The 14,530-nt window shown below is 41.0% G+C and carries 10 protein-coding genes; all 10 read right to left on the bottom strand.

Features of this window, described 5'->3' with window-relative positions; genetic code table 11:
* The 10 genes from mreC to DL92_RS0102145 all read right to left on the bottom strand — a co-directional run bounded on the left by mreC (window position 1) and on the right by DL92_RS0102145 (window position 14,389).
* On the bottom strand, window positions 1-876 hold the full coding sequence (gene mreC / locus DL92_RS0102190) for a rod shape-determining protein MreC (RefSeq protein ID WP_026666767.1): 876 nt from the start codon (window positions 874-876) through the stop codon (window positions 1-3).
* Window positions 876-1,880 (bottom strand): rod shape-determining protein, encoded by a 1,005-nt coding sequence (locus tag DL92_RS0102185; protein ID WP_026666766.1) that lies wholly within the window; start codon window positions 1,878-1,880, stop codon window positions 876-878. Before DL92_RS0102185 ends, mreC begins: the two co-directional genes overlap by 1 nt.
* A 10-nt stretch (window positions 1,881-1,890) precedes the next feature.
* Window positions 1,891-2,604: a RadC family protein gene (radC, locus tag DL92_RS0102180; RefSeq protein ID WP_026666765.1), complete on the bottom strand. Its 714-nt coding sequence runs from the start codon at window positions 2,602-2,604 to the stop codon at window positions 1,891-1,893.
* A 64-nt stretch (window positions 2,605-2,668) separates the two neighbouring features.
* Window positions 2,669-3,970, bottom strand: coding sequence for a methionine gamma-lyase family protein (locus DL92_RS0102175; RefSeq protein ID WP_026666764.1), 1,302 nt, complete (start codon window positions 3,968-3,970; stop codon window positions 2,669-2,671).
* A complete protein-coding gene (gene miaA / locus DL92_RS0102170) occupies window positions 3,963-4,901 on the bottom strand; it encodes a tRNA (adenosine(37)-N6)-dimethylallyltransferase MiaA (RefSeq protein ID WP_026666763.1) in 939 nt (312 codons plus the stop codon). The genes DL92_RS0102175 and miaA overlap by 8 nt, the downstream gene beginning before the upstream one ends.
* Window positions 4,898-6,949 carry a DNA mismatch repair endonuclease MutL gene (gene mutL, locus DL92_RS0102165; RefSeq protein WP_026666762.1) on the bottom strand — a complete coding sequence of 684 codons (2,052 nt, stop codon included), beginning with the start codon at window positions 6,947-6,949 and terminating at the stop codon, window positions 4,898-4,900. The genes miaA and mutL overlap by 4 nt, the downstream gene beginning before the upstream one ends.
* Window positions 6,950-9,592, bottom strand: a complete 2,643-nt coding sequence (mutS, locus tag DL92_RS0102160; protein WP_034462312.1) for a DNA mismatch repair protein MutS — start codon at window positions 9,590-9,592, stop codon at window positions 6,950-6,952. It abuts the gene before it with no gap.
* Between the two features lie 68 nt (window positions 9,593-9,660).
* Entirely contained in the window at window positions 9,661-11,127 is a 1,467-nt protein-coding gene (gene miaB, locus DL92_RS0102155) for a tRNA (N6-isopentenyl adenosine(37)-C2)-methylthiotransferase MiaB (protein ID WP_026666761.1), read from the bottom strand.
* Window positions 11,127-12,371: a peptidase T gene (gene pepT, locus DL92_RS0102150; RefSeq protein ID WP_026666760.1), complete on the bottom strand. Its 1,245-nt coding sequence runs from the start codon at window positions 12,369-12,371 to the stop codon at window positions 11,127-11,129. The genes miaB and pepT overlap by 1 nt, the downstream gene beginning before the upstream one ends.
* On the bottom strand, window positions 12,368-14,389 hold the full coding sequence (locus DL92_RS0102145; protein WP_026666759.1) for an alpha-amylase family glycosyl hydrolase: 2,022 nt from the start codon (window positions 14,387-14,389) through the stop codon (window positions 12,368-12,370). Before DL92_RS0102145 ends, pepT begins: the two co-directional genes overlap by 4 nt.
* Window positions 14,390-14,530 lie beyond the last annotated feature (141 nt).

The following is a 14,530-nucleotide window of genomic DNA, read 5'->3' as shown; positions in this document are numbered from 1 at the left end:
TTATTTTTGTTTAAAAGGTTTGGGATTCTTGACAACAAGCACTATGTCCAAATGCTCAAAATCAACAGCGGGCGTAATTGTTCCTTTTTTGGTATTGTCGGGTTCATTCTCTATTTCCGAAATATATCCGATCAGAACACCGGGAATATATTTTTCACTGATAGAGGATGTAACCACAGAATCTCCACGCGCAACTTTATCGTCTTTAAATCTTGAAAAAGTAATATTTCCGCTAAGATCATACTCTTTAAGGCTACCGGAAACATTAAGATTTTTCTTCAAGGCTAAAACTGTTCCGGTAACATTATTATCGTCAGAAATGATTGCACGAACCTGAGCCCAATCCGGCCCCAATTTGATAATACGTCCTACAAGACCACCGTCGGCAAGAATATTCATATCAACTTCAAGCCCATCATCTTCTCCCTTGTTGATAATAAAGGAGTCATACCATTTACCGGGCTCTTTAGACACAACCTTTGCAGCAACAGTATCAAAATTATACTGATCATCAAGCTCTTTAAGCTCACGAAATTCTATAAGCTCGTATTTATCCTGCTGCAACTTGCTGTTTTCAATTGTAAGCTCATCTACTTTTGCTTTAAGTCTCTCGTTCTCGTCAAGAAGTCTTGAGATTTCAGACAATCTGTCGGCGGTATTTTTAATCTTGGTTCCGACAGTCGTGATACCTCTTTGAAGCGGCATCATAAAGACACTCGCAAAAGCATTTATGGGTCCTTCAAGCGGACCTGCATTGATCTTGTCTGCGTTAAAAGTTATCAACATAAGAACAATACATAATGCAGTTAAAATAGAGAGAAGATATTTACTGGGGACAGTAAACTCTTCTCCGTTTCTCCTAATAACAGGGCTCATTATTTATCCTCTTCGATTCCATAAGCAAGAACCTTGTACTGGTCATCTTTAATAATCTTAGAAAGACCAAGGGCAACAGAACCAATCGGGTTCTCGGCAAGATTAACATTAAGGCCTACACCGTTTGAAAGTCTCTGTGCAAGGTGGCAGATCTGAGAAGCACCACCTGTAAGGTAAAGTCCGTGTTTGAAGATATCTGCTGCAAGCTCCGGAGGAGTTCTCTCAAGTGTAGCTTTAATATTATCAAGGATTGCGTCAAAGCTTTCGATAAGAGCCTGATTGAGAAGATCTGTAGGGATCATTCTCTCTACGGGAAGACCTGTTACGATGTCTCTTCCGTAAACAACCGCATCCTTACCCTCTTTTTCAAGGTCCTTAAGTGACATTTTTACAGTTTCCGATGTTTTTTCACCGATAAGAAGACCGAATTCCTTACGAATAACGGTTCTGATAGCCTCGTCAAACTTCTTTCCGCCGACTTTGATAAGTTTGCTGACAACGATTCCTCTGAGTGAAAGGATTGAGATCTCAGTTGTATCATATCCAACGTCAACAACAAGTACACCCTGTGAATTCATAACGTCAACATTCATTCCGAGTCCGTCAGCCAGAGGCTTCTTAACCATCATGATCTTCTTGGCTTTAATTCCGGCATCATTTATAAGATCGTGGAAAGCACGTCTCTCTACTTCCGTAACATCCTTGGGAACTGCAATATAAACTTCGCAAGGCTTAACGGAACCCTTCATCTGATCTGTCAAAAACAGCTTTACAAGAGCTTCCATGTGTTCGATATCAGCAATAACACCACTGCTAAGAGGATATGTTATCTGAATCTTATCGGGAGCTTTCTCGTACATCTCGTATGCAGAATTACCATAAGCAAAAACTCTTGTCTTGTTTTCGATGGCAATCATGTTCTTCTCAACGAAAAGTCCATCCTCATCTCTGTTATAAATCTTAATGTTGCTGGTTCCAAGATCGATTCCAAATATGTTACTCAAAACGTCCTCCTTATTGCCATAACAGCCCTTTTTCTTCAAAGCTGTAATATGAGCGATCTCCTATAATAATATGATCCCTTAAAATGATATCAAGCATTGCCCCTGATTCCCTGATCTTATTGGTAATAAGAACATCCGATTTACTCGGAGACGGATCTCCGCCCGGATGATTGTGCACCAATATCAGATTTGAAGCTCCCGTTCTAAGAGCGTGAATAAAAACATCTCTCGGTGATAATGAGGCTGAATTGACAGTCCCCATGGACAAAAGAACTTCTTGGACAAGCTTTAATCTGTTGTTAAGACAAAGCAAAAAGACCCTCTCGGATTCTTCATGCCTTAGCTTTTCCATAAAATAATTTGCAACCATAGACGGATCGTTGCATAAAAGGCCGATATCCGCTTTCTGGCAAGACATTCTCTTTGCAAGCTCAGCAATACATTTAAGTTTGACCGCCTTGACTTCTCCTATGCCATGAACTTTCATAAGTTCTTCAACAGAAACACAGAAAAGACTGTTAAGTCCTTTCTCCTTTCCTCTACCCATTGCCATAACTTTCTTTGCTATATCAACCGGAGATGCACTGCTGCTTCCTGTTCGAATTATAATTGCAAGAAGTTCGGCATCGGTCAGACTTTCCGGACCTGACTTTAAAAAGCGCTCATAGGGAAGCTGGTCCTCATATGTTCTGTGCTCTTTAAAAGAGATATCTGATTGCTTCATGTGATTCCTCCTGATACAAGCTTTCCGGGCGATCAGAATGAATCAAAATCATACAGCTATTAGTTTAGCACAAGATAAGGCCTGCATCTACAAGATTTTGCAAAGTCTTTAGTATGCCAATCTTGGCGTGCGGCCATGTAAGGCCTCCCTGGAAGAATACAGAGTAAGGTTCCTTGATGGGACCGTCAGCCGAAAGCTCTATTGAAGAGCCCGAAACAAAGGCACCTGCAGCCATTATTACCTGTGAATCATATCCCGGCATATCCCATGGCTCAGGAGTTACAAATGAATCAACGGGAGCCGCAGCCTGAACACCTTTACAAAATTCTATAACACCCTCAGGCTTTCCGAATGTGACAGCCTGTATGATGTCATGTCTTTCTTCCTTGCTGTCCGGACAAACGGAAAATCCGAATTTTTCATAAATATTGGCAGCAAATATTGCACCTTTAAGCGCACTTGCAGTTACTGTAGGTGCAAGGAAAAGTCCCTGATAGAAAGAAGGAAGTATTCCGAGTGAAGCGCCAACTTCTTTTCCAAGTCCGGGGGAAGTGAGCCTGAATGCCGCATTCTCGACGCATTCTTTTTTGCCCGCAATATAACCACCGATCGGAGCAAGTCCGCCTCCGGGATTCTTTATGAGAGATCCGACAACCATATCGGCGCCTACATCTGTAGGTTCGATTCTCTCGACGAATTCTCCGTAGCAGTTATCTACCATGCATATAACATCACTCTTTATGCCCTTAATAAATGCAATAAGCTCTCCTATTCTCGATACGGAAAGAGTCGGTCTTGTCTGATATCCCTTTGACCTCTGTATGGTAACAAGTTTTATGTTCTCGTTCTCTTCAAGAACCTTTTTGATATTGTCATAATCAAAACTTCCGTCAGAAAGAAGATCCACCTGTGAATATGTGATTCCATACTCTGCAAGAGAGCCCTTTGATTCTCTTATTCCGATAACTTCTTCAAGTGTATCGTAAGGCTTTCCTACAGGAGAAAAAAGCATGTCACCGGGTCTTAAATTACTCATAAGAGCAAGTGCAAGCGCATGAGTTCCGCATGTTATCTGCGGACGAACAAGCGCATCCTCGGTGTGAAACACTGATGCATAAACAGCTTCCAGCTTTTCCCTTCCGATATCGTTGTATCCGTAGCCCGTTGTTCCCATAAGACATGCTTCACTTACCTTATTGTCCTGCATAGCTTTAAGAACCTTGAGCTGATTATACTCAGCAGTCTCGTCAATCTTCTTAAATCTCTCGGAAAGCTCCTCGATTATTATCTCTCCGAATCTGTGCACCTTCTCGGAGATACCGAACTCATCATATAACTTGTCTATTGTCTGATTTAATTCACTCATTTTCATATATCCTTAGTATTTCTTCCAAAACGAGATTATCGTCTCTGTTAAATGCCGATTTGTCTATCCAGCTAACTTCCTTTTCTCTTCGAAACCATGTGAGCTGCCTCTTCGCAAAATGCCTTGTGTTTCTCTTTATCAGATATATCGCTCTTTCAAGGTCGTATTCGCCGTCAAGATAGCCGAATATCTCTCTGTATCCAAGGCTTTGCATTGAAGTTGCGGTCTTTGGAATATCCATTTTTCGAAGTTCTTTAACTTCATCGACAAGACCTTCTTCTATCATGGCATCAACTCTTTTATCAATTCTTGAATAAAGAACTTCCCTGTCATCCGTAAGCACAAAGTAGTAAAAATCATAAGGCGAAACTTTTTCGCTCTGCTCCTTGTTGTGCTCGGATATCTTCCTGCCGGTCTTTTTATAATATTCAAGAGCACGTATAACCCTCTTTGAATTATTTTCATGTATCAAAAGAGCTGACTCGGGATCGACACTTTTTAGTTCCTCATAAATACCGGAAGTGCCTTCTTTTCTGACTCTTTCTTCAAGTTCATGTCTTATGGTATTATCTTCATCCGTCTCGGTAAAATCAATATCATAAAGAACCGCCTGAATATAAAATCCTGTTCCGCCGACAAGTATCGGCACTTTCCCTCTTGATGAAATATCCGTAATGGCATCTTTCACAAGTTTCTGAAACATAAAGACGTTAAAGTCCTCTTTCGGGTCAAGAAAGTCGATCAGATGATGAGGGATACCACCCATTTTTTCTTTGGAAATCTTGTCCGTGCCGATATTCATATATTTATAGACCTGCATAGAATCAGCGGAGATTATCTCTCCGCCTATCTTTCCGGCAAGCTCTATTGATAATTTGGATTTTCCCACCGCAGTGGGCCCCGTTAAAACAATCAGCTTTTGTTTATTCATTCCACAACTCGTTTAAACTTTTTATCAATTTCATACTTTGTCATCGATATGATCGTAGGTCTTCCGTGAGGGCAATTATAAGGATTATCAAGAGTAAGAAGTTCGTCCAAAAGAGCTTCCATCTCTTCCTTGGTCATCTTGGTATTTCCCTTAACAGAAGCCTTACAGGCCATGCTCGCGATCTTATAATTTATCACATCCGGTGTCCTGTCAAGATTTGTCTCGTGCGACAGTTCATCAAGGATTTTGATAAAGAGATCCTTCTCATCATCACATCCAAAAAGATCCACCGGAATAGCTCTCATCGCATATTCATGTCCGCCAAAGTTCTCGATGTTAAAGCCTATCTTTTCAAAATACTGCCTGTAGCGAAGGAAAAGTTCCTCCTCAGCAGAAGCCAAAGTTACGATAACAGGCGGATTTACCATCTGTGAAAGCATTTCGCCTGATTTGTATCTCTTTATCATGCGCTCGTAGTTTACTTTCTCATGCGCAGCATGCTGATCCACAAGAAGCATCTTATCTTTGTAACCGATGATCCAGTATGTTCCGAATATCTGACCAAGAATCTCATACTCTTTGACATTCTCTTTGCTCAGAACTTTCTCTTCAAAGAGATCCAGCTGTACGGGCTTTTCAACTATAATAGCTTCCGAAGGCTTAATTATAGGTGAAGGATGTTCTGTTTTTTCAGCCTGTTTTCCCTCAAGATCGCCAAAAATCCTTGTCCAAACGGCAGATTTGTTGTTATCACTTATTTTAACCTTTTCGCCGCTTGCATCTTTTGAGTAGATAGGAGTTTCTTCTTTTACAAGATTCTCCTCGAATCTCTGCTTTTCAAACGGTTCCGGAGCGGTTTTCTTTTTCGTAGCCTCATTCTCTTTTACGGCAGGAGCGGCTTTTTTAACTTTATCTTCCGCTTCATCATCGAAGAATACATCAACGCTCTTTGGCTCGGGAGCAATTTCATTGTCGGCCTTAATTATATTCACGGGCTCGACTGCATTAGTCTCCGGCTTTTTCTTCTTGTTATCGTCAAGAACCGCATCGGGAATCATCTCACGATTTCTGAGCGTATTCTCAACATTTGAACGGATAAGCTCATAAAGCGCAGTCTGATTGTCGAATCTGACTTCAAGTTTTGCGGGATGCACATTTACATCTACCATCGCGGGATCCATTCTTATGTGAAGAACGGCAAACGGGAACTTGTGCATCATAAGATACTGCTTGTATCCCTCTTCCAGCGCCTTGGAAATAATCTTATCTTTTACATATCTTCCGTTTACAAAAAAGATCTCAAAATTCCTGTTTGACCTGTTTATGGAAGGCTCACCAAGATACCCCTCAATAGTCACGCCTTTTTCCGTGATATTAATGGGAACGAGGTTAAGTGAAACATCTCTTCCGTAAATCCTGTAGATGATCTCTTTAAGATCTCCGTTTCCGGAAGTATTGAATTTATCATCCCTGTTGTTTATGTAGTGGAATGATATTGTAGGATTATCAAGAGCAAGATGCTCCATGACATCACCTATATAACTTGCCTCAGTCTGAGGAGTCTTAAGAAACTTTTTTCTCGCAGGAGTATTGAAAAAGAGATTTCTTACGATAAGAGAAGTTCCGTCAGGAGCTCCAATCTCTTCAAAGCATACTTCCTCACCGCCGCTTATACTGTATCTGATTCCGACAAGATCGTCTCTTGTCTTTGTGATCAGATCAACCTGGGCAACGGAAGAAATACTTGATAAAGCCTCTCCTCTGAATCCAAGCGAATGAATCGTAAAAAGATCCTCGATAGACTTAAGCTTACTTGTAGCATGTCTTTTAAACGCTTTCCTTATCTCGGTCTTTTCAATTCCGGAACCGTTATCGGTGACACGTATCATATCTATACCGCCACCTTTTATCTCAACAGTGATTGCGGTAGCACCTGAATCGATCGCGTTTTCAACAAGTTCTTTTACGACACTCGCAGGTCTCTCAACAACTTCTCCTGCAGCAATCTGGTCTATGGTATTTTTGTCGAGTTCGTTAATGAATGCCATTTAGTTTTTCCACCTGTTTTTCAAATCACTCTGAAGCTTGTACAAAGTATTCAGAGCGTCCATGGGCGTAAGAGTTGTAATATCGATTTCCTGCAATCTCTTAAGCACATCTTCATCGGTTACAGTATCAAACAGTGACATCTGATCCATATCAACGTCGTCATAATGCTTAACTTTGACCTTTTTATCACTCTTATTGTCCTTTGCAATACTCTGGACTTTATCGGTAATATCATTGTCGGTAAGTTCAGCAACAATCTCCTTGGCCCTGTCGATGACCATATCGGGAACGCCCGCAAGCTTAGCAACCTGAATACCATAGCTCTTGTCGGCGCCTCCCTTTACGATTTTCCTTAGAAAAACAATATCATCACCGTTTTCTTTAACGGCAATACAGTAGTTATTTACATTGTCCATCTTGCCCTCAAGCTCTGTAAGCTCGTGATAATGCGTAGCAAACAAAGTCTTGGCGCCAAGTATCTTTCTGTTACTGATATGCTCCGTAACAGCCCAGGCAATGGCAAGGCCGTCATATGTCGATGTTCCTCTTCCTATCTCATCCAGTATCAAAAGAGAATTTGAAGTCGCATTACGTAATATATTAGCAACTTCGTTCATTTCAACCATGAATGTAGACTGACCGCTGCCAAGGTCATCGGAAGCACCGACTCTTGTAAATATCCTGTCAACGACACATATATCAGCTTTCTCTGCAGGTACAAAACTTCCTATCTGCATCATCAGTGAAATAAGTGCCGTCTGTCTCATATATGTCGATTTACCCGCCATATTGGGACCTGTGATAATTGAGATGCAGTGCTTTTTGTTATCCAGAAATGTATCGTTTGAGATAAACATATCGGAAGAATCAAGCATAAGCTCAACAACCGGATGTCTTCCGTTCTTTATGTTAAATACGCCCTTTTCGTTTATTGAGGGTTTAACATAATGATTCTTTTCGGCAACATACGCAAGCGAAGCATATACATCAAGAAGCGCAAGTGCTTTAGCCGTGCCCTGTATTCTGTCTATCTCAAGAGCGATGGAATCTCTTATCTTGCAGAACATCTCATACTCAAGATTATTGAGCTTATCCTGAGCGTTTAATATTGTATCTTCAAGCTCTTTCAACTTGGGAGTTGTATATCTCTCGCAGTTTGTAAGAGTCTGTTTTCTGATGAAATAATCGGGGACTTTGTCTTTGAATGAATTGGTAACCTCAAAGGAATAACCAAACACATTGCTGTATTTGATCTTAAGATTTTTTATCCCCGTCTTTTCCTTTTCTTCATCCTCAAGCTGTGCAAGCCAACTTTTTCCGTTGGTTCCGGCTTCTCTGAATGTATCGATATCTTTGTCGAAACCATCCTTTATGATTCCGCTTTCTTTTATCGTAAGCGGAGGCTCCTCAACGATAGCCATATCGATAAGGTCATAAATATCTCTCAAAGGATCGAGTCTCTCCTCAAGTGAAGAAAGCTCCGGATCATCCTTAACATCAATAAGAGATGTCTTTATCGCCGGAATCATCCTGATTGAATTCCTGAAAGCAAGAAGATCTCTTGGATTTGCAGTCTTAAACACGATCTTTGACATAAGTCTTTCAAGATCGTATACGGGATTAAGATACTCACGTATTTCTTCCCTTGTGACCACATTCTTTACAAGCTTTTCGACCGCACCCTGTCTTAAAAGAATATCATCTTTCTCGATCAGAGGTTGTTCTATAAAGCTTCGAAGCGTTCTCGCACCCATAGCTGTTTTGGTCTTATCAAGAACCCACAGGAGCGTTCCTCTCTTCTGCTTATCCCTCATCGTCTCAACAAGTTCAAGATTTCGCCTTGTAGATGAATCAAGAAGCATGAACTTACTTGTAAGATAAGGGTAAATATGAGTGATATTCGCTATCTCTGTCTTCTGCATATCGATGAGATACTGCAAAAGAGCTCCGGCAGCCACTATTCCGTTTCCGAAATCATCAAGTCCGAGACCTATTAGCGACTTGACTTTAAAGTGCGTTATCAGTGTCTTTTTACAATTTTCCTCATCGTAATATCTTGCATCAAGAGGATTTATATATACTCCGAGTCTGTTCTTAAGATCATCGGTTGAAACACCTGAAAAAGTAAAAGCCTCATTGCAGATAAGCTCAGAAGGCATGTACTTTCCAATCTCGTCGCAAGCTTCCTTGATGCTTGAAACTTCCGTGAGATAATAATCACCCGTAGTAACATCCGCAACAGAGATTCCAATGCATTCCGAATCATAAAACACGCACATGAGGTAGTTGTTTTTGGTTTCCTCAAGAGCCTGCATATTGAGATTCGTTCCGGGTGTAACTATCCTTGTCACATCTCTTTTTACGATGCCTTTTGCCTGCTTTGGATCCTCGGTCTGTTCACATATTGCAACCTTGTATCCCTTTGAAACAAGTCTTGTAAGATAAGTATCAACCGCATGAAAAGGAACTCCGCACATAGGCGCTCTCTCTTCAAGTCCGCACGCCTTCCCCGTAAGGGTAAGTTCAAGCTCTTTTGAAACAGTCTTCGCATCGTCAAAAAACAGTTCGTAAAAATCCCCCAGTCTGTAAAACAAAACGCAGTCTTTGTACTCATTCTTTGTCTGAAGATAATGCTGCATCATGGGTGATACTTTTTCTATGTCTACATTCTCATACGTCGTGGTACTCTCCACGTATAATTCCTCCGTTATTATGCTTTCTCCCCAAAGAAATAAAAGCCGTGACAATCAGTAATCTTTACTTTGACCATTTGACCGATAAGTTCCTCGCTACCGGGGAAATGTACAAGTGTATTGTTTGACATTCTTCCCGTCATAAGAGAATCATCATGATCGTTTACGCTTTCAACAAGCACTTCCTGAACCTGTCCCTTGTATTTAAGAGACTGCTCTTTCGCCGTATCCTGAACGACTTTAAGAAGCCTGTCGAAATTTTCTTTAACAACGTCTTCCGGTACCTGATCTTCAAAAGTTGCGGCAGGTGTTCCGGACCTCTTTGAATAGATAAAGGTAAATGCGTTGTCAAAGGCTGATTTCTTCACAACATCGATAGTATCATCAACGTCCTCTTTGGTCTCACCGGGGAAACCTACGATAATATCCGTTGTGATCGCAACATCGGGAAGTTTAGCCCTTATCTTATTTACAAGATTAAGGAAATCTTCCTTGGTATATTTTCTGTTCATTCTCCTCAAAATCTCGGTATTTCCCGACTGAAGAGGAAGATGAATATGTCTTGCTATTTTTTTATTATTTGCAATAACATCTATAAGCTCATCTGAAAAGTCCTTAGGATGAGGAGTCATAAACCTTACTCTCTCTATACCTTCAACCTTAGTGACTTCGTCAATCAGCTCCGCAAAAGAAATCTTATCCGGATTTCCGTCCTCAAAATCATTTCCGTATGAGTTGACGTTCTGTCCCAGAAGCATGATCTCTTTAACGCCGTCTTTTGCAAGCTTTTCGCACTCTCTGATTATGTCCTTGGGGCTTCTGCTTCTCTCTCGTCCTCTGACGTAAGGAACAATACAATAAGTGCAGAAATTATTGCAGCCAAACATAATATTTACGCCCGACTTAAATGAATACTTACGAAGAACCGGAAGATCCTCGACAATCTTGTCAGTCTCTTTCCAGATATCGATTATCATCTTGTCAGAGTTAAGTGATTGGTACAAAAGCTCCGCAAATTTATAAATGTTATGTGTTCCGAAAATAAGATCGACGAATCTGTAGCTCTTTTTAATCTTATCAACGGCTGTTTTCTCCTGCATCATGCATCCGCAGATCGCAATCTTCATATAAGGATTGCTCTTCTTAAAATTACTGCACTGACCGAGTCTTCCAAGAACTCTCTGGTCGGCGTTATCGCGAACGGTACATGTGTTATAGATTACAAAATCGGCATCTTCCGATTCTGTTTCTTCATATCCGACAAGCTTAAGTGTCGCAAGAAGTTTCTCGGAATCCCTCGCGTTCATCTGACATCCGAAAGTAACAACACATGCCTTAAGCTTTCTTCCAAGCTCTTTTTCCATAAAAGAAACCTGAGCTTTGGCTTTTTCAATATATTCAAGCTGTCTGACGCTCTCCTCATCGGCAACGTCCTGCCTGTTGGCGTTTAATATACTGATATTATTTGCTTTTTCACTAGCCATTAAAAATCTTCTCCGTATACTTTTACAATTCCCAAAAGGATATCTACAACCTTGCGCATCTCCTGTATAGAAGCATACTCATACTTGCCATGATAGTTGTAGCCACCCGTACAAAGGTTCGGGCAGGGAAGTCCCTTATATGAAAGCGAAGCACCGTCTGTACCGCCTCTTATAGGTGAGTCGATCGGTGTGATCGCAAGTCCGATCATTACCTTCTTAGCATTTTCGACAAGATGCATGTGCGGACGGATCTTCTCGAGCATATTGAAGTACTGGTCTCTTATATTAACTTCAACCGTTCCAATACCGTACTTCTTGTTAAGATACTCCGCAGCATCGTAAAAGAGCTTTTTCTTGCTGTTAAAAAGCTTCTCATTGTGATCTCTTATGATATATGTTGCCTCTGCACTCTCTGTTCCGCCGTTTACGTTTGTAAGGTGGAAAAATCCCTCTCTTTTCTCCGTATACATGGGATTCTGGAATACAGGAAGCATTGAATGGAACTCATAGCAGATAAGAGCCGCATTTATCATCTTATTCTTGGCATCACCCGGATGAACGCTTCTTCCGTGAACCTTTATAGTTCCTTCCGCAGCATTAAAGTTCTCGTATTCGAGCTCTCCGAGCTTTCCGCCGTCAACGGTATATGCAAAGTCTGCACCAAATCTCTTCAGATCAAAATGAGCTGTTCCCTCGCCGATCTCTTCATCGGGAGTAAACGCGATCCTAATATCACCGTGCTTAATTTCGGGATTGGACAAAAGAGTTTCCGCCATTGTCATAATTTCCGAAACACCGGCCTTATCATCTGCTCCGAGAAGTGTCGTTCCGTCTGTAACGATAAGATCTTCACCGACATGATTTAAAAGCTCGGGGAAATCCTTTGGTGAAAGAACAACCTTCCCGTCCTTTGAAAGGCATATGTCCGTACCCTCGTAATTATCTATTATTCTGGGCTTTACATCTTTTCCGCTAACTTCATCGGAAGTATCCATGTGAGCAACAAAGCCCATCTTGTATCTCTTTTTTCCATCATCGATATTCGAAGGAATAGACGCATAAACATAGCAATGATCTTCATCATAATATACGTCGGAAGCTCCTATCTCGAAAAGTTCATCTCTTAAGATTTTCGCAAGGTCATGCTGCTTCATGGTAGAAGGAGACGTACCCGAATCAGAATCTGACTGGGTATCAACCTTTACATATCTTAAAAATTTTTCAATAACGTCCGGTTTGTTCATTTCTTTTTACTACTTTTCCTTTTATTATCTTTTCTATCTTTAAAGCTCTTATATATTCTGACAGAACGCTCTGTAAGCGTCACTTTGTCATTATCCAAGGCTTTTTTATCTGACTCATTTTTATTTTTTACGACATAATTGTTATCGGAATCAGTGTTCACTTCCGCACATGCGGTATCTGATATAAGCTTCCACGAATTTCCGTCCGGAAGTTTCGGAAGAGCTATTTCCGATTTATTCCAGCACATATTGTAACACACATATACAAATGGCTTATCTTCCGCTTTTTTATCATAAAGCCCGCAATAAAGAAGTCCCAAAACATGACTCTGCGCCGTAAAATCAGGTCTCCATGCATCTCTCCCGTGACAAGAAAAATCAGGATAACCGCATGAAATATAATCCATCAGCTTAAACGGAGCCGGCTCTCTGAACATAATATGCTCTCTTCTCATATTTACGAGAAATTTGACATATTCAAGAAGATCCTCGTTCTTATCAAGCGCCTTCCAGTCAACCCATCCGATATCATTGTCCTGACAATACGGATTGTTGTTGCCGCCCTGAGAGTTACCAAACTCATCTCCGCTGAATATCATGGGAGTTCCCTGTGCCAAAAAGAGCATGGATAAAATATTCTTTATCTGCCTGTTTCTAAGATCAAGAATGCCTTTTTTTCTGGTTCTTCCCTCGATTCCGCAGTTCCAGCTGTAGTTCTCGTCTGTACCGTCTTTATTATTTTCGCCGTTTTCTTCATTTCTTTTGTGTTCAAAAGAAACAAGATCGGCGAGCCTGAATCCTTCGTAGTTGCAAATATAATTGATCACACCGTGGTCGCATCCGTTGGCGATCATTACCTTAAGGAAATCTCCCGCGGTATTGTCATCACTTTTTAAGAATTTTCTCGAAGAATTCAAAAATGTATTGTTATATTCGGCAAGAAAACGCTTTTTAACAGGCTTTCCGCCGTATATATCACCATAGTCAAACCACTCATGCCAGATCTTTACATCGGCAAAAAGCGGATCTTTTGTGATGTTCCGCATAGGAAGACGGGCTCCTTTGACATGGAAGCCATCCACTCTGTACGTACATCTCCAGTACCTGAGCGCATCGATTATTATACTCTCGCTCTCATCCTCTTCAAAATAAAACTGAAGGACTACTTCAATGCCGTTCTCATGCATAGTCTTGATAAAGTTCTTCACTTCATCCTCGGCATTTGCGGGATCCACACAATAAGAAGTCCTGGGAGCAAAGTAATAACCTTTTTTGTATCCCCAGAAATTAACCTTATGATCAAGGCTTCCCTTGTTTGTAATACTTCCGTTTCTGGAAAAAATAACATCGCTTCCCTTAAGTGCTTTCGAACCCTTAATGGCACTGCGAACTTTGCCTCTCTTCTCGGAATCCTGAAGTTCATTCATCTCGTATATAGGCATAAGCTCAATGCAAGTCACGCCAAGAGATTTAAGATAATCAAGCTTTGCGATTATTCCCGAAAACGTACCTCTGATATCAGCCGGAAGCCCACTCGAAGAACTCTTCGTAAAGCCTCTTACATGCATCAGATAAACGAAGCTGTCCTCATACGGGGTCTGCGGAGAAGAACTACCTTCCCAGTCAAAGCAAGTAGATGAATCGGATCTGAGTGATTTATTGTCAAGTTTGGCTCTGATAGCGGAATCTTCGACTTCCTCGCCAAATTTATCAAGTCCTATGACAAGCTTTGCATACGGATCGCAAAAATAATCCTCATCTTCAAAAAGATTGTACTGCGTAAATCCGTCCACATCCTTTATTCCGGAAATTCTCGCAGAATAAATATTCCCGCGCTTACATTCCGTAGGGAGCTCAATGACAAAACCGTCGTCCTCGCCTTTTTCGCCTCGGTAAAGCGTGATACCACGCTTAGAACCACCGTCAAATACAGCTCTGACAACCAGGCTCTTATCATAGTCAATATAGCAGCCCAATGGATAAGGCTTTTCATCAGTAATCTTGTACGCTGAAGTCATAATCTCTCCGAAATTTGTGCTCAAAGTTACTGTTTATTGTATCAAACAACATAAGCCCTAATATTTTAACACATAATGTCTTTATGTGCACGAAGTATGCTATAATCATGATAACCATTGAAAAAGATTTTCAGGAGGATT

Source organism: Butyrivibrio sp. AE2005 (assembly GCF_000686965.1).
GTDB lineage: Bacteria > Bacillota > Clostridia > Lachnospirales > Lachnospiraceae > Butyrivibrio > Butyrivibrio hungatei_A.
The sequence above is the reverse complement of the archived record's forward strand: the minus strand, read 5'-3'. Positions and strand labels throughout refer to the sequence as shown.